The sequence below is a fragment of the Rhizobium beringeri genome, assembly GCF_004306515.1.
In the GTDB taxonomy this organism is placed as follows: domain Bacteria; phylum Pseudomonadota; class Alphaproteobacteria; order Rhizobiales; family Rhizobiaceae; genus Rhizobium; species Rhizobium beringeri.
Map to the genome: position 1 here is coordinate 3,418,307 of NZ_SILG01000001.1, position 21,366 is coordinate 3,439,672.

Annotated in this window: 16 protein-coding genes and 1 pseudogene; 13 read left to right on the forward strand and 4 right to left on the reverse strand. The window is 62.0% G+C overall.

The window, feature by feature from the left end:
• Positions 1-533: 533 nt before the first annotated feature.
• The 13 genes and pseudogenes from ELH03_RS17165 to ELH03_RS17225 all read left to right on the forward strand — a co-directional run bounded on the left by ELH03_RS17165 (position 534) and on the right by ELH03_RS17225 (position 16,715).
• Entirely contained in the window at positions 534-872 is a 339-nt protein-coding gene (locus tag ELH03_RS17165; protein ID WP_128402955.1) for a hypothetical protein, read from the forward strand.
• Between the two features lie 139 nt (positions 873-1,011).
• On the forward strand, positions 1,012-1,218 hold the full coding sequence (locus ELH03_RS17170; protein WP_003542611.1) for a hypothetical protein: 207 nt from the start codon (positions 1,012-1,014) through the stop codon (positions 1,216-1,218).
• A gap of 158 nt (positions 1,219-1,376) precedes the next feature.
• Complete coding sequence (locus ELH03_RS17175) at positions 1,377-2,183, forward strand: pseudouridine synthase (protein WP_128402956.1); 807 nt, start codon at positions 1,377-1,379, stop codon at positions 2,181-2,183.
• Between the two features lie 14 nt (positions 2,184-2,197).
• Entirely contained in the window at positions 2,198-2,884 is a 687-nt protein-coding gene (locus tag ELH03_RS17180) for a phosphoribosyltransferase (protein WP_128412746.1), read from the forward strand.
• Between the two features lie 101 nt (positions 2,885-2,985).
• Positions 2,986-4,728: an SLC13 family permease gene (locus ELH03_RS17185; protein WP_128412745.1), complete on the forward strand. Its 1,743-nt coding sequence runs from the start codon at positions 2,986-2,988 to the stop codon at positions 4,726-4,728.
• An 84-nt stretch (positions 4,729-4,812) separates the two neighbouring features.
• On the forward strand, positions 4,813-5,757 hold the full coding sequence (locus ELH03_RS17190; protein ID WP_128412744.1) for a phosphoribosylaminoimidazolesuccinocarboxamide synthase: 945 nt from the start codon (positions 4,813-4,815) through the stop codon (positions 5,755-5,757).
• A gap of 200 nt (positions 5,758-5,957) precedes the next feature.
• Complete coding sequence (locus ELH03_RS17195; protein ID WP_128402959.1) at positions 5,958-6,560, forward strand: TetR family transcriptional regulator; 603 nt, start codon at positions 5,958-5,960, stop codon at positions 6,558-6,560.
• 169 nt (positions 6,561-6,729) lie between these two features.
• On the forward strand, positions 6,730-7,941 hold the full coding sequence (locus tag ELH03_RS17200) for an efflux RND transporter periplasmic adaptor subunit (protein WP_128402960.1): 1,212 nt from the start codon (positions 6,730-6,732) through the stop codon (positions 7,939-7,941).
• Positions 7,942-7,989: 48 nt separating this feature from the next.
• On the forward strand, positions 7,990-11,100 hold the full coding sequence (locus ELH03_RS17205; protein ID WP_128402961.1) for an efflux RND transporter permease subunit: 3,111 nt from the start codon (positions 7,990-7,992) through the stop codon (positions 11,098-11,100).
• 150 nt (positions 11,101-11,250) lie between these two features.
• Complete coding sequence (locus tag ELH03_RS17210) at positions 11,251-12,684, forward strand: efflux transporter outer membrane subunit (RefSeq protein ID WP_018068951.1); 1,434 nt, start codon at positions 11,251-11,253, stop codon at positions 12,682-12,684.
• Positions 12,685-12,861: 177 nt separating this feature from the next.
• Positions 12,862-13,906 (forward strand): annotated as a pseudogene (locus ELH03_RS17215) (LacI family DNA-binding transcriptional regulator).
• Between the two features lie 104 nt (positions 13,907-14,010).
• The gene (locus tag ELH03_RS17220) at positions 14,011-14,931 is read left to right on the forward strand and encodes a nucleoside hydrolase (RefSeq protein ID WP_128402963.1); all 921 of its coding nucleotides are present in this window, start codon (positions 14,011-14,013) and stop codon (positions 14,929-14,931) included.
• Positions 14,928-16,715 (forward strand): adenine deaminase, encoded by a 1,788-nt coding sequence (locus ELH03_RS17225; RefSeq protein ID WP_128411987.1) that lies wholly within the window; start codon positions 14,928-14,930, stop codon positions 16,713-16,715. Before ELH03_RS17220 ends, ELH03_RS17225 begins: the two co-directional genes overlap by 4 nt.
• A 57-nt stretch (positions 16,716-16,772) precedes the next feature.
• Here the strand turns inward: ELH03_RS17225 and ELH03_RS17230 are convergent, their stop codons facing one another.
• The 4 genes from ELH03_RS17230 to ELH03_RS17245 form a co-directional block, all read right to left on the reverse strand.
• Positions 16,773-17,942, reverse strand: coding sequence for a M20 aminoacylase family protein (locus ELH03_RS17230; RefSeq protein ID WP_128402965.1), 1,170 nt, complete (start codon positions 17,940-17,942; stop codon positions 16,773-16,775).
• A 215-nt stretch (positions 17,943-18,157) separates the two neighbouring features.
• Positions 18,158-19,663: a tripartite tricarboxylate transporter permease gene (locus tag ELH03_RS17235; RefSeq protein ID WP_128402966.1), complete on the reverse strand. Its 1,506-nt coding sequence runs from the start codon at positions 19,661-19,663 to the stop codon at positions 18,158-18,160.
• A gap of 9 nt (positions 19,664-19,672) precedes the next feature.
• A complete protein-coding gene (locus ELH03_RS17240) occupies positions 19,673-20,134 on the reverse strand; it encodes a tripartite tricarboxylate transporter TctB family protein (RefSeq protein WP_128402967.1) in 462 nt (153 codons plus the stop codon).
• 214 nt (positions 20,135-20,348) lie between these two features.
• Positions 20,349-21,332: a tripartite tricarboxylate transporter substrate-binding protein gene (locus ELH03_RS17245; protein WP_128402968.1), complete on the reverse strand. Its 984-nt coding sequence runs from the start codon at positions 21,330-21,332 to the stop codon at positions 20,349-20,351.
• Positions 21,333-21,366: the final 34 nt, after the last annotated feature.

The window sequence follows — 21,366 nt, forward strand, 5'->3', positions numbered from 1 at the left end:
CCACGTTTCTCTTTCTTCACAATATTCAATTGTCAAATAACAGACAGCCCTAAGCCGTCGACAAAACCCGTTCCAAACTCGCGCCCAGAACACAAACCAGCAATCCGCTAATCCGCTTGAGTTTCTTCAGAACGAAAGACTTCGTCGCCAGCAGCGCCGCCGCCCTCGTTCAGTGAGTGGGCTTATAGAACTAACCCATTAGAACAGTCAACACACCCAACCAAAGTTTTTTGACATTTTTGTAACAGGTTGATTCGGCTTGTGTTTTGTTGATGGGTATTATCCACAGGGCGCGTTTTCGGAACGGATTTTCGAAAAAATCTTTACCGACTGGTCAAAAATCCACCGGAAAGTCGCTCTCAGCTACCGAAAGATAGCGGAAAAACAGGATCTTGCGCGGATTTATGGTTAACAGAGGATTAACGTGCCCCCAATCGGCGAGCTTTAAATTTCCGTCACAAATCAGCGGCTGAGATTTCGGAACCTATCACCGAGTTGGGTGTTGTCTTTCCCATTGAAGGAAGGAGACCAACATGGCTGCCAATACCGATGATATCAGAGCATCTGTCAGCAAGGACATTACCGCACTCCAGCAGGAAGTCTCGCGCCTGCAGAAGATGATTTCCGCTCAGGGCGCCGAAGCCTATTACGAGGTGCGCGGCCGCGCCGGCAAGGCTTATGATGAAGCCCTGCCCCGGGCAAAAAATGCTGTCGCCCAGATCAGGGCCGAAGGCGTCGCCGCCGCCGACGCCGCCCGCGAGCATCCGGCCGCAACGACCACTGCGCTGGTGCTTGCAGGCGCCATCGGATTCCTCGCCGGGTACCTGCTTTCCGGCAGCCCACAGCCCCAGCCTCGCCAATGGTGGCGCTGAACGCGCTTACCCACCCATAAACTAGTTTTTACGCACCCGCCGATCCGTTTTTCGGCAGGGTGCGTAAATGCTTATGTCTTACAAAAACCAATTTTTAATGTGAGCTATGGGAACATAAAAAAATGAAGGGAGGACTACCATGGAAAACAAGCGGGCCAACTGCATTATCGAAGTCAGCGTCGACAGCGCCAATGGCCGCTATGCGGTCGGTATCATGAATATGCGCCAGGCACTCGATTTGCCGGAAATGCCTAGTCTGTCCTACACACATCCGGACCCGGTCAAGGCCGCCGCTGGTATCGTCGTCAGCCGTAAGGAACTGGCCGGCTTCATGGCCTGCCGCTGAGGCAGCGCCACCCTATCAAGCCGTGACGGCGCTTTCCCCAAAGCGCTGGGCCTCTTTTGCGGCGCCTGTTATTCCCCCTCGTTTTTAATTTGCCTTGCTGGCATCCTTGCGCCGTTCATGCCAAGAAAGCGGCACCAAAAGCAGGACAAGGATGGCAGATGAGGGAGCGGCGCCCACCGCACAAGACGCGTGAGCGGACAAAGCCCGCCGATAACGCCGCGGCTAAGCGGGTTACCCTTCCCCGCGCCCTTTCCAAGCTCGGTTATTGCTCCCGCACGCAGGCTGAACGTCTGATTGCCGAAAATCGCGTTGCGGTCGACGGGCGCACCGTCAGCGATACCTCCGCATGGGTCGATCTTGCCACGGCAAGGATCAGTATCGATGGCCTCGTCATCGCTGCCGAGGCGAGAATCTATCTGATGCTCAACAAGCCCCGCGGTCTCGTCACCACCCGCCACGATCCAGAAGGAAGGCCGACGGTCTATGATTGCCTCAGGGATTTCGACATCCCGCATCTCTCTCCGGTCGGCCGGCTCGACAAAGCGAGCGAGGGCCTGCTGCTTTTCACCAACGACACCGAATTCGCCCAGATCCTGCTCGATCCGGTCACGCATGTGACGAAAACCTATCATGTCCAGATCGACCGCATCATGGACGACGAGGACATTGCCGCCATGACATCGGGCATCCGCCACGACGGCGAGTTGCTGACGGCGACCGCCGCGCGGCGCCTGCGCCAGGGCGACAGGAATTCATGGATCGAGGTCGAGCTCGACGAGGGCCGCAACCGCCAGATCCGCCGCATGCTGGAGGCGCTGGGAACCGAATGCCTGCGCCTCGTGCGCGTCGCAATCGGCGGGCTTGAACTCGGCGAACTACCGAAAGGCGCCGTGCGTGCGCTGACCGAACCGGAATTGCAGGCACTGCGCCGGAGAACCGGCATGGAAAGGACGAGACGCAATTGACAGCTGTGACGGAGATGGCGCCGCACGATTTCTGGCAAGAGATCCACCCGCCCGGCACCTTTGCCAGCGATGGGGAATTCACCTCCTTCTATGTCGCTGCGCTCGAAGACGGTCGTCAGCTTCGCCTGCCGATCCGTGTGCTCGCGGATGGCGATCACGCCCTCGCCTCGCTGATCGTCAACCAGGCAAGCTTTGCCGTGCTCGATGCGCTCGCCGAATGCCTTGCCGAAAAGATCAGGTCCATGCGCATCGATGTCGTCGCCGGCCTGCCGACGCTCGGCCTGACGCTGGCCGCCGCCGTGGCGCAGAAGCTCGGCCATGACCGCTACGTTCCGCTCGGCACCTCGCGCAAATTCTGGTATCGCGACGAACTCTCCGTTGCCCTGTCTTCGATCACCACGCCGACACAGCAGAAACGCCTCTATATCGATCCGCGCATGCTGCCGCTGCTTCAGGGACGGCGCGTCGCACTCATCGATGACGTCATTTCCAGCGGCGCCTCGATTGTTGCCGGTCTGCATCTGCTGACGGCCTGTGGTATCGAACCCGTTGTCATCGGTGCGGCCATGCTGCAATCGGAGCGCTGGCGCGAAAGCCTCGCAGCCGCCGGGCCGCAATGGATCGCGCGCACCGTCAGCGTCTTCGCAACCCCCATTCTGCAGCGGAACGCCGCCGGCCGGTGGCAGGCACCACCAGCCTGACGCGAGATATGAGGATTGTTCAATCTTGACCTGAAGGCGCTCTGTACAGCGCAGGAGGAACGATTACAGTTCGCCTGGTCGATGAAACAACGGACCCGCCCATGTCGTTCGAGCAAGCATCCCTGCTGATCCTTCTGCTGGCGATGCTCATTCTCTTCTCGCTCGATCGCATCCGCATCGAGGTGGTCTCGATCGCCGGCCTGCTTGCCGGCTACGCGCTCGGCCTTTATCCCGCCGACCAGATCTTCACGGGCTTCGCCAGTCCCGTCGTCATCACCGTCGTCGAGATCCTGCTGATCGTCCAGGTGCTGGCGCGCGCCAGGCTCTTCGACAGTCTCGCCGCCCGTTTCGCGGCCGCAAGACCCTCGGACTTCACTGTGATCGCCGGCACATCTGCGCTCGCCGGCTTCATGTCCATCTTCATGAACAATATCGGCGCTTTTGCGATCACCTTGCCGGTAGCGCTGCGTCTCGGCACGGTCCTGACGATCCCCCGCCGCCAGCTCGTCATGCCGGTCTCGTTCGCGGCCCTGCTTGGCGGCCTCGTTTCGCTGATCGGCACCCCGGCCAACCTGCTCGTCAGCGATGCCCTTACCAAAACGACCGGAACCGGCTTTCGCTTCTTCGATTTCGCTTATGTCGGCCTGCCGGTCGCCATCGCCGGAATTTTGCTTATCGCCTTTCGCGTGCAGCGCCTGTTTCCGGAACCCGACGAAACACCGGTAACGATCCCCCCGGCCGCGCGCCGCATCGTCGTCGAGCGTCGCATCCCTGACATCTCGCCGCTGATCGGCGTGCGACTTTCCGATTGCCCGGTGCGTTTCGGTATCAAGCCGCACGCGCTGATCCGCGGTGATAATTTCGTCTTCGGTCCGCTCGACCAGTCGGTAATCGAACCTGGCGACGTGCTGCTTGCCGAAGGCGCCGATGCGGTCTTTACCGACCTTGCCGCCACACAGGCGCTGATGGCCGATGCCCATCCGCATGGCCTGCAGCCGGATTTCACCCGTGTCGAAGCCGTCGTCATGCCGGAAAGCACGTTGGTCGGTTCGCGCGTCCGCTCGCTCGAAATCTTCCACCGTCGTGGCATCGCGGTCACCGCCCTTTCCATGCGCGCGCCACGCATCGAGGGCCGCTTCCTCGACCTGCAATTATCGATCGGCGATATATTGACACTGGAGGGGCCGCTCACGGCGATCGGCGAAGCGTTGGAGGAAAGCGAGTGCCTGCCGCTCGCCCCGACAGCACCGGCCAAACCGGCGCTCCTCTCCTGGCGGCCCTTCGCGCTCTTTGCCTGTGGCGTCGCCGCCTCCGCTGCCGGCCTGCGTCCCGACGTCGCTTTTGCCGGCGTCGTACTCGTGCTCGCTCTGCTCAATCATCTGAACATCCGTCAGGCGATGGCCGATCTCAATTGGCCGATCATCATCATGCTGGCGGCGATGATCCCGATCGGCCAGGCGGTGGCGAGCACCGGAGCGGCTGAAACCATTGCCGGCTGGCTGAGCCTCGTCGTGCCGATCACTCATCCGCTCTTCGGTATCGCCCTCATCCTCTTCCTGGCCATGGCATTGACGCCTTTCGTCAACAACGCGACGGTCGCAATCGTCCTGACCCCGATCGCACTGGAATTCGCAAGAGCCGGCCGGCATGCGCCGGAAGCCTATCTGATCGCGGTCGCAGCCGGCGCCTCCCTGGATTTCCTGACACCCTTCGGCCATCACAACAACACACTGGCAATGGGCATCGGCGGCTACCGCTTCGGCGATTTCCTGCGCACCGGCTGGCCACTTGCCGTCACAAGTTACGGCCTCGCCCTGCTTCTTACCGCTCTGTTCTGGCTGTGATGCGATATCCGATCGGCTTGACTTCCCCAGCAATGAAACTAGAGCAAGAAGTCTTCACCCAATAATTAAGGACAGTCGAGCGCCGTGCGAATTCTTTCCGAAGCCCATTTCCCGGAATTGCCGAACTATTATCGCGGCAAGGTGCGCGAGAATTACGATCTTCCGGACGGACGCCGCATCATTATCAGCACCGACCGGCTGAGCGCTTTCGACCGCATTCTCACCTGCATCCCCTATAAAGGCCAGGTGCTGACACAAACGGCGCGCTACTGGTTCGAGGCGACAAAGGACATCTGCCCGAACCACGTTCTCGACTATCCCGATCCGAATGTCGTCATCGGCAAGCGGCTCGACATCCTGCCGGTCGAGATCGTCGTGCGCGGTTATCTCGCCGGCACCACCGGCACCTCGATCCTGACGCTTTATAAAAAAGGCGAGCGCGAGATGTACGGCATGCGTCTGCCCGACGGCATGCGCGACAACCAGATCCTGCCGGAACCCGTCATCACGCCGACCAGCAAGGAATTCGACGGCGGCCACGATGAACCGCTGACGCCGGCCGAAATCGTCACGCGTGGCCTTCTCACGAAAGAGCAATGGCAGACGTTGTCGACATATGCGCTCGCCCTCTTTGCCCGCGGCCAGGAGATGGCGGCGAAAAACGGGCTGATCCTGGTCGACACCAAATACGAGTTCGGCACCGACGGTGACGGCAACATTATCCTCGCCGACGAGATCCATACGCCGGACAGCAGTCGCTACTGGCTTGCCGAAAGCTATCCGGCAAGCTTTGCCGCTGGAAAACGCCCGGAAAGTTTCGACAAGGATTTCGTCCGCGCCTGGGTGGCGGAGCGTTGCGATCCCTATAAGGACGAGATCCCGGAAATCCCCGCCGAACTGATCGAGCAGACCTCGGCCGTCTACATCAAAGCCTACGAGGCGATCACCGGTGAGCATTTTGCTCCCGACAACAGCGGCGAGACACCGCTTGCCCGTGTCCGAACCAACCTCGCCCGCTATTTCCCTTGAAATCGCGGCACACGAAAGCCGCCGGGCCGATCACCGGCTTGCAGCATTTCGTCCAATTGCGCTAGAGCGCCGCGCGTCCGAAAGGACGCGCTATCACTTTGAATTGGCGCATAATCCTTTCCGAAAATCGATTCCGATTTTCGGGCTTATACGCTAGCATTGGCAAAAAGGGGTATCGGGCTCGGCCCGGCGGGGAACAGATGGCAAGAAGGCCAAGACGCAAGGCCGAGGAAACGCGAGAGGACATTCTCTCCATGGCGGAGATGCTGTTTCGCGAGCGCGGCTTCGTTGCTGTGTCGATCGCCGATATCGCCGGCGCGCTCCACATGTCGCCCGCCAATGTCTTCAAGCACTTCCGTTCCAAGGTCGCGCTCGTCGATGCGATCGCCGGACGCCATCTCGACGATGCTGCCGAGCGCTTCGCCGCCTTTGATGGGAACCTGCCGCCGAGGGAACAACTGCTCCGCTTCATCCTGCGCCTGCTGGAAAGCCACCTGCAAGACATCCAGAAGAACCCTTATATCTTCGAAATGGTGCTCTCGACGATCGAAGCCAAACTCGAGGCCGGCAATCGCTATCGCGCCCGCATCGAAGCGACGCTCGGCGAGATCATCCGCGAAGGCATGGCGGAGGGACGTTATCATTGCCGCGATCCAAAGAGCGCGGCACATACGGTCGCAGATGTCCTGGCCTGCGTGCTGCACCCTGTCCTGATCGCCCGCGACGACAAGGAGACACTCGTGCACCGCGCCGAAAAAATCGTGTGTTTCGTCGATGCCGCACTGCAAAATAGCGCTTGCTAAGTGATGATTGCTGAATTACGTCACTTCGTAAAGCTTTTCTTAAATTCGGATAACGGCATTTGAAGCCAACCCAATCCTGACGCCTATATCAGCCTGCGCTCGCTCAAGCCGAGCCCGCAGGCCCGAGCTCGTAGATTGGACGGCGATTGCCACCGCACAGGAATTCAGCATGATACGGCGTGCCTTCCTCATCTCCTCGGCCCTGGCATTCGCAGCCCTTCTCGCCGCCTGCAGCGACAGTGGCTCCAAGCCCGCCGGCAATGCGGGTGCAGCCGGGGCGCAGCAGGCTGCCCCCGTCGGCGTCATCACGCTGACGAAGGGCAGCTTCCCGATCACCACGATCCTGCCCGGCCGCGCCGAGACATTTCAGACCGCAGATATCCGGCCTCAGGTCAGCGGCCTGATCCGCGAAGTCGCCTTTAAGGACGGCGGCGAGATCAAGAAGGGCGACCTTCTCTACCAGATCGAGGATGCACCCTATATCGCCGCCGTCGAGCAGGCCAAGGCGGCGATCTCCAAGGCGCAGGCGAGCGTGCCGAGCGCTGAAAGCAATCTCGACCGCTACCAGCGCCTCGTCGGCAGCGGCGCCACCCAGATCGAATTCGAAACGGCCAAGACGACGCTGCTCCAGGCCAAGGCCGAAGTCGAGTCGGCGAAGGCCTCGCTTTCCGCTGCACAGATCGACCTCGACCACACCAGGATCGTCGCCCCTTTCGATGGCATCATCGACCAGACGGCCGTTAATGTCGGCAACGTCGTCTCGGCCAACCAGACGACGGCGCTGACGACGATCCGCCAGCTCGATCCGATCTACATCTCGCTGACGGAATCGAGCACCAACCTCTTGAAGCTGCGTGATGCGATGGCCGCCGGCGACATCAAGGGCGAAGCCAACGTCGTCTTCCATCTGATCCTGGAAAACGGCAAGGAATACAACCAGCAGGGCAAGCTCGACATGTCAAAGCAGGTGGTCAGTGAGACGACCGGCACCTTCATCATCCGTGTGCTCTTTCCCAATCCCGACCGTATCGTGCTGCCCGGCATGTATGTCCGTGCAACCGTCGAGCTCGGCGCCGAGGCCGGTTATGCGCTGCCGCAGCTGGCGACGAGCCGTGACGCTAACGGCCGGCTGACGGCACAGTTCGTTTCCGCCGACGGCAAGGTCGAAACCCGCGCCTTCGAGAACAGCTCGCCCTCCAACAATTCCTGGCTCGTGACCGAAGGCATCAAGGACGGCGATCAGCTGATCGTCAGCGGCCTGCAATCGATCACCTCAGGCATGCCGGTGAAGCCGGTCCCGATGAAGATTAACGACACCGGCGTGGTCGTGCCTGCCGAGCAGCCCGCGGCCGGTGACGCGCAGAAGCCCGCAGCGAAATAATCGCCGCAGGCCCGCATCGTCACCGTCTCAGCCGCACAGGAACAACCGATGGCCAAGTTCTTCATCCGACGTCCGATTTTCGCCTGGGTCATTGCGATCACCATCATGCTCGCCGGCCTGCTGGCGATCTTCACGCTGTCGATCTCGCAATATCCCGACATCGCCCCGACGACGGTTCGTATCAACGCCACCTATCGCGGCGCCAGCGCCGAGACTGTCGAGAAATCGGTGACGACGATCATCGAAGACGGCATGACCGGCCTCGACGACCTCACCTACATGACCTCGACCTCATCGACGGGTTCGGCCAGCATCCAGCTCACTTTCGGGACGAGCGCCGACCCCGATATCGCCCAGGTGCAGGTGCAGAACAAGCTGCAGCTGGTTCAGTCGCAGCTTCCAAGCGACGTCATCGATGCCGGCATCAGCGTCACCCGCTCGACCTCGAGCATCCTTCTGGTCGGCTCGCTCGTTTCGACCGACGGCAAGCGCAACTCTGTCGACCTCGGCAATATCATGTCGACCTCGATCGAGGATCAGATCCAGCGCCTGGAAGGCGTCGGCAGCATCAATGTCTTCGGTTCGGGATACGCCATGCGCGTCTGGCTCGATCCGTTCAAGCTGCTGAAATACCAGTTGACGCCGAGCGACGTGACGTCTGCCATCCAAGCCCAGAACACCCAGGTCTCCGTCGGTTCGCTCGGTGCTCAGCCGACGATCCCCGGCCAACAGATCAACGTCACCATCACCGCCCAAAGCCAGCTGACCACTGTCGCCGATTTCGAGCATATCATCCTGAAGGTCGAAAAGGACGGCGCGACGGTGCGCTTGAGCGACGTCTCGCGCATCGAGATCGGTCAGGAAAGCTACGGCGGCAGTTCTCGGTACAACGGCCAGCCGTCAACCGGTTTTGCCGTCAACCTTGCGATCGGCGCCAACGCCATCGATACCGCCGCCCGCGTGCGCTCCGCGCTTGAGGTTATCAGCCGTGGCCTGCCGGCGGGCGTGGAGATCACCTATCCCTATGACACGACACCCTTCGTGGAACTGTCGATCGAGAAAGTTGTCCACACGCTGATCGAAGCGATCGTGCTCGTCTTCGTGGTGCTGCTCGTCTTCCTGCAGAATCTTCGTGCGACGCTGATCCCGACGATTGCCGTTCCCGTGGTGCTGCTCGGCACCTTCGGGGTGCTGGCGGTCACCGGTTACTCGATCAATACCTTGACGATGTTCGCCATGGTGCTGGCGATCGGCCTTCTCGTCGACGACGCCATCGTCGTCGTCGAAAACGTCGAACGCATCATGTCCGAAGAAAAGCTTTCGCCGCTCGAAGCAACGGAAAAATCGATGGGCGAGATCACCGGCGCCATTGTCGGCATCGCGCTCGTCCTCACCGCCGTCTTCATTCCGATGGCCTTCTTCGGCGGTTCGACCGGCATCATCTATCGGCAGTTCTCAATCACCATCGTCTCAGCCATGCTGCTGTCGGCGCTCGTCGCCCTCGTGCTGACGCCTGCACTTTGCGCCACAATGCTGAAGCCGGTCGGCGAACACAGGAAGCACCGCGTCGGCGACTGGTTCAACCGCAACTTCACGCGCTCGACCAACGGCTATATCAGCGCCATCGGCTATCTGCTGAAGCGACCGATCCGCGTCATGCTGGTCTTCCTTCTGGTCGGCGCCGGCTGCGCCTATCTCTTCACCCGTCTGCCGAGCTCCTTCCTGCCGCAGGAAGACCAGGGCGTGCTGCTGACTATCGTCACCACGCCGCCGGGCTCGACCACGCAGCAGACCCAGGCTGTCGTCGAGAAGGTCGAGAAATACTATCGTGAAAACGAGAAGGATGCCGTCGATTCCGTGTTCGGCGCGCTCGGCTTCGGTTTCAGCGGTTCCGGCCAGAACAGCGCCATCGTCTTCACCAAGCTCAAGGATTTCGCACAGCGCACCGATCCGACGCTGAGCGCCCAATCGGTCGTCAACCGTGCGCTGCGCAGCTTCTTTGCGATCCGCGAGGCGCAGGTCTTCGCACTGCTGCCGCCGGCGATCCAGGGGCTTGGCGTATCGAGCGGCTTCTCGATGTATCTCGTCGACACCGGCGGCCATGGCAACGATGCCCTGACGGCCGCCTCCAAGCGGCTGATCCAGATGGGCAACACGTCAGGCAAGATCGTGGCGCTGCGCAGCAGCAGCAAGGAAGTCGAGCCGCAGATGCGCATCGTGCTCGATCAGGAGAAGATCGGCGCCATGGGCGTCGACATCGCCTCGGTCAATTCGATGCTGTCGATCATCTTCACCGGCCGCGACGTCAACGACTTCACGCTGAACGGCGAGATCAAGCCGGTCTATGTCGAGGGCGATGCGCCCTTCCGCATGCAGCCGAGCGATCTCAACCACTGGTACGCCCGCAACAATGACGGCGAAATGGTGCCTTTCTCCGCCTTTACCCGCACGGAGTGGGTGAAGGGCGCGCCTTCGCTTGCCCGCTTCAACGCCGTCAGCGCCATTCCGCTCGACGGCGCATCCGCTCCCGGAGTGTCCTCCGGCGATGCGATGAACGAAATGGAAGCGCTGACCAATGAGCTCGGCGGCGGTTATACGGTCGCCTGGCAGGGCATCTCCTATCAGGAACGGCTTTCCGGTTCGCAGGCGCCGATGCTCTATGCGATCTCGGTTCTCGTCGTCTTCCTCTGCCTGGCAGCGCTTTACGAAAGCTGGTCGATCCCCTTCTCGGTGATCATGGCGGTGCCCGTCGGCATCCTCGGAGCGCTGACGGCGGCAACCCTTTTCGGCCAGGCGAACGACGTCTATTTCAAGGTCGGTCTGCTCACAACCATCGGGCTGGCGGCGAAAAACGCCATCCTGATTGTCGAATTCGCCAAGGATCGTATGGAAAGCGGCATGGGGCTCTACGAGGCGACATTGGAAGCAGCGAGATTGCGGCTGCGGCCGATCATCATGACCTCGCTTGCCTTCATTCTGGGCGTCGTGCCGCTGGCAATCGCCACAGGCGCGGGCTCGGCGGCACAGAATGCCATCGGCATTGGCGTTCTCGGCGGCATGCTGGCGGCGACGATGCTCGGAATTTTCTTCGTGCCGTCGTTTTTCGTCGTCATTCGACGCATCTTTGCCACACGCGGCAAAAATGCGGCAGGACTGTGATATAAATGCACTGTGATAATGCAGTTCGCGTTGCTACATTGCGCCCGACTGCTTCGGAATGGTGTTTTTGGTAGAACGAAGCGCGGCGGCCGATAGTGAAGCATGAAGCTTCGGACAAGAATTGACTTGCTCGAGTACAGGATGAAATGAATGGTATCTCTTCGTTTTGCCACACCGGCATTATTGTTATTGTTGTCGGGCTGCGTTGTAGGCCCAGATCATGTTCCTCCTGAGATGCCGCTGCCCGCCAAATTCGGAGAGGGTGGAACCAAGAGCGATGGCGATGTTGCTACTGCAGCATGGTGGACCGCCTTCAAGGATTCAAGACTGAACGGCTACGTCAAGGCCGGCCTCGATCAGAACCTGACAGTTCAGCAGGCGATCGAAAGAATCAATGCAGCTTCCGCAAACGTCACCACCGCCGGCGCCGGCGGCCTGCCGAGCCTCACGGTCGGCGCCTCGCAGACGGTCAGCGGCCAGAAGGGCGAGCTGCGCACGCAGCTCGACACGCGCAACACCAGTGCCGGCGACGTCCAGCTGAGCTGGCTGCTCGATCTCTTCGGGCTCTACAAGCGCAATACGGAGAGCGCGCTTGCCTCGCTCGATTCCGCTTACGCATCGGCTGACGTTGCCAGGCTGACCCTCATACAGGACCTTGTCTCGAGCTATATCGACGTTCGCTTCTTTCAGCAGCGCCTGGCGCTTTCGAAGGCCAACCTGAAGTCTCGCCAGGAAACCTACGAACTGACCAAGTTCCAGCTTGAAGCTGGCGCCGCCTCGCGTCTTGACGTCGTTCAGGCCGAAGGCCTGGTGCAGTCGACGCTCGCCGAAATTCCCGGCCTCGAAACCAATATCCGAATATCAGCCCATCACATCGCCACGCTGCTCGGCCTGCCGGCTTCGGCTCTTGTCGATGAATTGCTGAAGGGCTCCGGTCAGCCGGTATTCCGCGGCGGCATCACCTCCGGCATCCCGGCCGACCTGATCCGCAACCGTCCCGACATCCGCGTCGCCGAGCGTGATCTCGCCGCCGCAACGGCCAATATCGGTGTTGCCCAGGCGCAGCTCTATCCGAGCATCTCGCTTAGCGGCTCGATCTCGCCGTCCTACATCAACCAGCGTGGCATCCATGGCGGCCTGACGCCCTGGTCCTTCGGCCCGACGCTCAACCTGCCGATCTTCGATGGTGGCCGCCTTCGCGCCAACGTCAAGTCGGCACAGTCCGATGCCGCGACCGCCTATCTCAACTGGAAGTCGACGGTGCTGACCGCGGTCGAGCAGGTCGAGAATGCGCTTTCGGCCGTCCGGCGTGACGCACAAACGGTCGCGGCGCTTCAGGCCCAAGTGAAGACCACGCAGGAAACGCTCGAACTTTCCACAGCATCCTACAAGGACGGCGCCTCCTCGTTGCTCGACGTTCTCGACGCGCAGCGCCAGGTTTCGCTGGCCCAGGCAAGCCTTGCCGCATCCGTCCAACAGATGGCCAAGGACTACGTCTCGCTGAACATCGCAGTCGGCGGTGGCTTCGCCCCCGGCGGCAAGACGACCGCACCGGCGGCGAAGGTTGTGACTGTCAAGGGCTGACAGCTGCTGCAATCGACCTGAGGAATACAAAGCCTCGCGATCGTCTCGCGGGGCTTTTTCTTGCCTGTCGCATGCCGTAACCGAATAATTGCGCATAAGATGAATTCAGATTCGACACGCGGAAAGAGCTAAGCTACTAATCTGGTTAAACGATTAATCAGAGTAATCTCGTCAATCATGACAGCATCGCGCCCGGGACCGAACCTCAGCAGGATAGCGACGTCGCTCGGCGTCTCCGTCGCCACGGTCTCCAATGCGCTTTCCGGCAAAGGCCGGGTCTCCGGCCAATTGGTCGAAAGAATTCGCGAGCGTGCAGCCGAGCTGGGTTACGTCCCGAGCCAGGCCGGCCGGGCCTTGCGGACCGGCCGCAGCGGCGTTCTCGGCCTGGTGCTGCCCGATATCGCCAATCCGCTGTTCCCGAAGATCGCGCAGGCGATCGAATTCGCTGCCTCCGCCGCCGGTTACGGCGTGCTGATCGCCGATTCCCGCGGCGATGTCGCCGCGCAGACCGAGGCGATCAACCGGCTGGTCGAGCGCGGCGTCGACGGCATGGTCATCATTCCTCGCCGCGCCACCCGCATTTCGGCCGCTGCCTGTCCCGTCGCCATCATCGACACTCCCTCGACGCCTGGAAACACCGTTGCTGCCGACCACTGGCAGGGCGGGCTCGAAATCGCCGGCCATCTCGCGGGTCTCGGCCATCGCCGTGTCCTCATCATCGGCAACAATCAGGAATCCAACGTCCAGAATGACCGCGCCGGCGGCATCCGCTCCGGCATGCGCTCGGGCATGCATTCGGAAACCCTGTGGATCGACCGGCTGGAGCAGGAGAACGGCATTGGCTGCCCGCTCGGCCTCGCCGAAAAAGTCAGGCAGGGCTTCACCGCCTTTGCCGCCCTCTCCGACCTGCAGGCGTTGCGGGCACTGACGGAGTTGCAGCAGGCTGGCATCAACATTCCCGCCGATGTCAGTGTCACCGGCTTCGATGACCTCATCTGGTCGCCTGTTGTTACGCCGTCGCTGACTACGGTCCGGATGGACATGGATAGGATTGCCGAAATTGCCGTGTCGGCGCTGGTGGATACCATAAAAACAAGCAGCATCCGGGAGGGCGTGCTCGTTACCGCAGAGATCGAACGCGTCGCCATGCAGCTAATCGTCCGCCAATCATCCGGGTCCCGCGAACCCGGCACAAAAGACCTCAGAGATGGAGAACATGTAAGATGAAAGCTTTCATTGCCTCACCAGCACTCCTCATCGATACCGCACTCGCCTTCGATCTGCCGGTTGCCCGCGCGGCAACCCTCAAACGGTTCGGGTGAAATCATGGGCGTCTGGATCGACACAGACATGGGCTTCGACGACATTGCCGCCATTCTGGTGGTGGCACAGTCTGAATTTGAGATCGACGGCGTATCACTGGTCTTCGGCAATACGCCGCTGCCGCAGGTGAGAATGAATGCCGCCGGCGCCGCCAGTGCCTTCGGCTGGAGGTTCCCCATTCACACCGGTCGCGCCATGCCTGTTCTCGGCAAGCTCGAAACCGCTCAGGCGATCCTTGGCGAAACCGGCATCCCGACATCAGGCAAGAGCCTGCCGAAGGCAGCAGCCCTTGCCGAAAGCGACGCCTTCGCAGCACTCTGCCGTTGGCTGGAGCGCAAAGGCCAGCACCGCATCCTCGCGCTTGGCCCGCTCACCAACATCGCCGCCGTGGCGCTTGCCCGGCCCGATCTTGCCGCCCGCATCACCGAACTCGTCTGGATGGGCGGCGGCGTCACATCAGGCAACCATACGGCCTCCGCCGAATTCAATGCGCTCGCCGATCCCGAGGCCCTGTCGATCGTCATCGCCCACGGCTTGCCGCTGCGCATGGTCGATCTCGACCTCTGCCGCAAGGTGCTGGCAAGACCCGAGGATGCCGAGCCGGTGCGAAATGCCGGCGGCGCCAATGCCGAACTCATCGCCGATATGTTCTCGGGTTATATCCGCATCGGCACCAGCCGCGGCCGCCCGGCCATGGCAATCTACGACCCTTCCGCCGCCGTCGCCTTCGTCACTCCAGATATCGTCAGCTTCCGCCCCGCCCATATCGACGTCGAGCTGCAGGGTGCCCTCACCCGTGGCCGCACCGTCGTCGAGACCCGCGCCACGCATGCGACCTTCAATGCCCAATTCGCCGCCGACATCGATGCCGACATGGCGCGTGTCATCATTCTTGCCGCTTTGGTCAACGAGGCCCGCAAATGACCGCCACCCCTCGTCAAGAACCCGCCGATCTCAACGATCCCGCCTTGCGCGCCCGCGCCGTCACTGCTGCGCGCGGCGACGCACCTTTCGACATGCTGATCACCGGTGGCCGGTTGCTCAATGCGGTGACAGGCCTGATCCGGGAAGCCGATATCGGCCTCGTCGGCGCGCTGATATCAAGCGTCCATGCCCCCGCAAGCCGCACGGATGCCGTCGAGATGATCGATGCTTCGGGCAGTATCCTGACGCCCGGCCTGATCGACACGCACATGCATATCGAAAGTTCGATGGTGACACCCGCCGAATATGCGAGCGCCGTCTTGCCGCGCGGCGTCACCACGATCGTCTGGGATCCGCATGAATTCGGCAACGTCCATGGGCTCGACGGCGTGCGCTGGGCGATCGAGGCGGCGCGCTGCCTGCCGCTGCGCATGATCCTGCTCGCGCCCTCCTGCGTGCCCTCCGCACCGGACCTGGAACTTGCCGGCGCCGATTTTGATGCCTCCGTCATCGCCGAGATGCTGCGCTCCTCCGCCGTCGGCGGCGTCGCCGAAGTGATGAACATGCGCGGCGTCATTGACGGCGATCCACGGATGACAGCCATCGTCAATGCCGGCCTTGCCTCAAGCAAGCTCATCTGCGGCCATGCCCGCGGCCTCGAAGGCGCCGACCTCAACGCCTTCATGGCATCAGGCATCACCTCCGACCACGAACTTACCTCCGGTGCCGATCTCCTCGCCAAGCTTACCGCCGGCCTGACGATCGAGCTGCGCGGCTCGCACGACCATCTGCTGAAGGAGTTCGTCGAGGTGCTGAACGGTCTCGGCCACCTGCCTTCAACCGTCACGCTCTGCACTGACGACGTCTTTCCCGACGAACTGCAGGAAGATGGTGGCCTCGACGACGTCATCAGGCGCCTGGTGCGCTACGGCATGAAGCCGGAATGGGCCATCCGTGCCGCGACTTTCAATGCCGCACAACGTCTGAAGCGCTCCGATCTCGGCCTCGTCGCCGCCGGCCGCCGCGCCGACATCGTGCTCTTCGACGACCTCACGGAATTCCGGGCTCGGCTGGTCATATCAGGTGGCCGCATCGCTGCCCGCAACGGCAGCATGCAGGCTGCCGTCCAGCAGATTGATACGGCGCCGCTTGTCAATTCGGTGAAGCTGCCCCCGCTGACCGAGAATGATTTCCGCATTCCGGCGAAGGGCGAGCGTGTCCGCGTCGCCACCATCGACCGCCCGCGCTTCACGCAATGGGGCGAGGCCGAAACCGAGGTCAGGGACGGTTTCGTCGTGCCGCCGGCCGGCAGCGCCATGATCGCCGTCGCCCATCGCCACGGCAAAGCAGATGGTACCCCGCGTATCGGCTTCCTCACCGGCTGGGGTGAATGGCGCGGCGCCTTCTGTACCACCGTTTCGCATGACAGCCACAACCTCACCGTCTTCGGCGGCAATGCTGGTGATATGGCGCTCGCCGCCAATGCCGTCATATCAGCCGGCGGCGGTATGGCGGTCGCCAAAGACGGCCGGATCGAGGCGCTCCTGCCGCTACCGCTCTCCGGCCTGGTGACGGATGCATCGCTGAAGGACACTGCCTTGGCCTTCACCAGCATCCGCAAGGCAATGGAAAAGATCGTCGACTGGAAACCGCCCTATCGGGTCTTCAAGGCCTGCTTCGGCGCAACGCTCGCCTGCAATGCCGGCCCGCACCAGACGGATCGGGGAGTTGCCGATGTGGTGACGGGGAAAGTGCTTGAGAGTCCAGTGCTGGAGGTTCTGTAAGCCGAGACGCACAGACTCTATGCAAAGGGGCGTGCGTCCCGCCACCTCAAACTCCAGCTAGACCTTCAATTCCCGCTCGACCAACGCAACCCAGTATGCCGCCCCATATCCAAGCGCTTCATCGTTGAAATCATAGGCCGTGTTGTGATGCAGCGCCCCATCCACCGCCGGGCCGTTGCCGAGCCAAACGTAACAGCCCGGCGTATTCTGGGCGAAGAAGGCGAAATCGTCGCCCGCCGTCGACGGCGGAAAGCTTGTCTGCACCTTCCCGCCAAACACCGAGCCGGCCGCCACGAGCGCCCGCGCGGTTGCATCCGCGTCATTGATGACAGGCGGAATCCGCCGTTCGAATGCATAGTCCACGGCGATGCCGTACATAGCTGCAGTACCCTGCGCCAACCGTCCGATCTCGGTCTCCAACTGATTACGCACATCAGGCGAATAGGCCCGCGCCGTCCCGCCGATCTCGACGATATCAGGAATGACGTTCAGCGCCTTCGGGTCGCCCGCCTGCAGGAAACAGGCGCTGACGACGGCCGGTTGCAGCGGATCGACCACCCGTCCGACGATCGTCTGCAGCGATGACAGGAAGGTGCCGGCGGCCGTGATCGGATCGCGGCCGAGATGCGGCTTGGCGCCATGCGTGCCGGTCCCGCGGAAGGTCATGCGCCAGCTATCGGAGGAGGCCAGCTGCGGGCCCTCGACCACGGCGATCTCATCGACCGCAAGCCCAGGCATGTTATGCAACCCGTAGACGGCATCGCAGGGAAAAAGCGTGAACAGCCCCTCCTCGACCATGCGCCTTGCTCCGCCTCGCCCTTCTTCGGCCGGCTGGAAGATGAAATGCACCGTGCCGGAAAAATCCCGCGTTGCCGCAAGGTGGCGCGCAGCACCGAGGAGCATCGCCGTATGGCCGTCATGGCCGCAGGCATGCATCTTGCCAGGCACCGTCGATTTATAAGGCCGCTCCGCCATTTCGGGCATGGCGAGCGCATCCATGTCGGCGCGCAGCCCAATCCTGCGTGTGCCGTTGCCGAGCTGCAGCGTGCCGACCACGCCGGTGCCGCCGAGGCCACGATGCACCGTGATGCCAGCCTCTTCGAGAAGTCTCGCGACAATGCCGGCGGTACGCTCCTCCTCGAAACCGAGTTCGGGATTGGCGTGCAGGTCGCGGCGCAGGGAGGTCAGAAACGGCAGATCGTCCTTGATCCGGGCGGGAATGCTCATCGGGCAATGCTCCTGGGGCCTGGATATCCTGTCATGCGAAACGGGCGCCCAACCGGCGCCCGCATCAGATCATTCTTTGTTTATCAAACGGCCCACAAGTTCAACCCCAGAACAGGATGATTTTAGGCCGGGCCAAAAATCTGAATCCTGTTCTCAAATAAAGAGTTAGAGCATGATGTCGTCCGAAAACCGCTCACACTTTTCGGCATCATGCTCTACGCCTCCTCGACGAACACCTCCTCGCGCTTCTTCTTGACGCTCGGCAGGAAGACGACAATGAGGACGGCGACAGCAATGGCGAGAAGAGTGGCACTGATCGGCCGCGTGACGAAGGTGGTCGGATCGCCGCGTGACAGGATCATCGCGCGCCGGAGGTTTTCCTCGAGCAACGGCCCGAGCACGAAGCCGAGCAGGAGCGGCGCCGGCTCACAGCGAAGCTTTGCCAACACATAGCCAATGAGCCCGAAGAAGGCGACGGCATAGAGGTCATAGACGTTGGCGTTGACGCTGTAGACCCCGATCGAGCAGAAGGCCATGATGACGGGGAAGAGCACGTAGTAAGGCACGGTCAAGAGCTTCACCCAGAGCCCGATCAGCGGCAGGTTGAGGATGACCAGCATCAGGTTGCCGATCCACATCGAGGCGATGATGCCCCAGAACAGCGCCGGCTGCTCGGTGGCGACATTCGGCCCCGGCACGATGCCCTGGATGATCATCGCGCCGATCATCAGCGCCATGACGGGATTGGCCGGAATGCCGAGCGTCAGGAGCGGAATGAACGAGGTCTGCGCACCGGCATTGTTGGCCGATTCCGGCCCTGCGACGCCGGCAACCGCACCCTTGCCGAATTCCTCCGGCGTCTTCGACATCCGCTTTTCCACCGTATAGGAGGCGAAGGAGGCAAGGATGGCGCCACCGCCCGGCAGGATGCCGAGCGCCGAACCGATCGCCGTGCCGCGAATGACAGGTGCGATCATCTCCTTGAATTCCTGGCGGGACGGCAAAAGGCCGGACACCTTGGCCATCAGCACCGTGCGTGTCGACTCGCCCTCGAGGTTGCGCAGGATTTCCGCCACCCCGAAGACGCCGACGGCGAGCGCCACGAAGTTCAGCCCGTCGGCATATTCGCGGATGCCGAGCGTGAAGCGCGGTGTGCCGGTATAGATGTCGGTGCCGACGAGGCCGAGCAGCAGCCCGAGCGCCACCATGGCCAGCGCCTTGACGACAGAACCATGCGCGAGAGCGATCGAGGAAACGAGGCCGACGATCATCAGCGAGAAATATTCCGCCGAGCCGAACTGCAGCGCGATTGCGGTGAGCGGCGGCGCGAAGATCGCGACGAGGAAGGTCGACACGGTGCCGGCGAAGAACGAGCCGAGCGCCGCGATTGCAAGCGCTGCCCCCGCCCTGCCCTTGCGGGCCATCTGGTAGCCGTCGATCGCGGTGACGGCCGAGGAAGATTCGCCCGGCATGTTGATGAGGATCGCCGTCGTCGAGCCGCCATACTGCGCGCCGTAATAGATGCCGGCGAGCATGATGAGCGAGGAAACCGGTTCGAGCTGGAAGGTGATCGGCAAGAGCATGGCGATCGTCGCCGTGGCGCCGATACCGGGCAGCACGCCGATCAGCGTGCCGAGCAACACACCGATCAGGCAGAAGAACAGGTTTTCCGGAGTGCCGGCCGTTGCAAAGCCGAGCGCGAGATTGCTGAAAAGATCCATCATCGTCTCCTAGAACCGGACCCAGGGGCCGAAGCGCTCGAACGGCAGCCCGAGCCCGTAGCTGAAGACCGCCACCGAAAAGATCGTCAGCAGCAGCGAGAGGATGATCGCGAAGAACACGTTCATCTTTTGCGATGCGAAGCAGGCGATGAAGGCGGTGAAGAACAGCGCCGGCGCAAATCCGAGCCCCCGCACCGTCAACCCGAAGAACACCGGCGCCGGCAGGATGAAGAGCATGCCGCGCCAGGCAAACGGGTCGATCGGCTCGCCCTCGACGCGGAGTGCCTGAATGAAGATGATCGCGCCGAGAAGCACGAGCACACAGGCAAGCACGAGCGGAAAGTAACCAGGGCCCATGCGCACTGCCGTGCCGAGGTCGAGCCCCAGCGACTGGATGGCGAAGAAAGCACCGGTCGCGACGAAAAGCGCGCCGCAAATCGCATTGGTGGTATCGAAACTGATGGATTTCATGGTGTCTCCTGGGGTTGGAGATGGTTCGTGACGCGCTTCTGCTGCGATTGCCCCTCATCCACCTGCCGGCACTTCTCCCCGTATGCGGGGAGAAGGAGATATGCCGTGAAGCTCTCGCCTCTGCCGCCGCTGTTCGTGGCAAGTCCCCTCTCCCCGCGCGGGGAGAGGGTTAGGGTCAGCGGCTCATCCGGCATGTCCTGGACGAGGATAATCTTCAGTCGGCATATTCTCCGGCAGCCTCGATCACGGTTTTCCAGCGGGCGATCTCGCTTTCGAGCTTGGCTTTCAGCGCCGCCGGCGTCGCATCGGCGTCGGAGGATGGCGTCGTGCCGAGCTCGGCGAAGCGGGCGCCGACATTCGGATCCTTCAGCGCCACCTGCAGCGATTTCGACAGACGTTCGTTGATCTCAGCCGGCGTGCCCTTCGGCGTATAGATGCCGTGCCAGATGCCGACTTCAAAACCCGGCAGGCCGGCTTCGACCGCCGTCGGAATGTCCTTCATAACATCGAGGCGTTTGGGCGAGGTTACGGCATAGGCCTTGATCGTGCCGCCCTGGATCTGCTTCGTCGTGTTGGTCGTCTGGTCGCACATGACGTCGACCTGGCCGCCGAGCAGATCGGTCATGGCAGGGCCGGTACCCTTGTAGGGCACGGTCGTCAGCGGCGTCTGGATGGCGCTCATGAACATCATGCCGCAGAGATGCGAGGCCGCACCGATGCCGGCATTGGCAACCGTCACCTTGTCCTTGTTGGCCTTGATATAATCGATCAGCCCCTTGAGGTCGGCCGGCTCCATGTCCTTACGTGCGACGATCGTCATCGGCACCTCGGTGACGAGGCCGACATAGTCGAAGGCGCCAAGCGTGTCGTAGGCGAGCTTGCGGTAGAGCGTGGCGCTGGTCGCCATGCCGATATGGTGCAGCAGGATGGTGTAACCGTCGGGATCGGCATTCGCCACGCGGCCGGCACCGAGTGTGCCGCCGGCGCCGCCGACATTTTCGACGACGATCTGCTGGCCGAGATCCTTCGACATGGATTCGGCGACCAGGCGCGCGACGGTATCGGTCGGGCCGCCGGCCGCAAAGGGCACGACCATGGTGATGGTGCGCTCGGGATAGGTCTGCGCCGAAGCGACGCTGGCGAGAAGAGAGACCGCGGCAGCCGCGGTCAGGCCGAGCATGGCCTTCAGAATTTTCATCGTTTCCTCCCTGATGAAATAAGCAAGCCCGCCG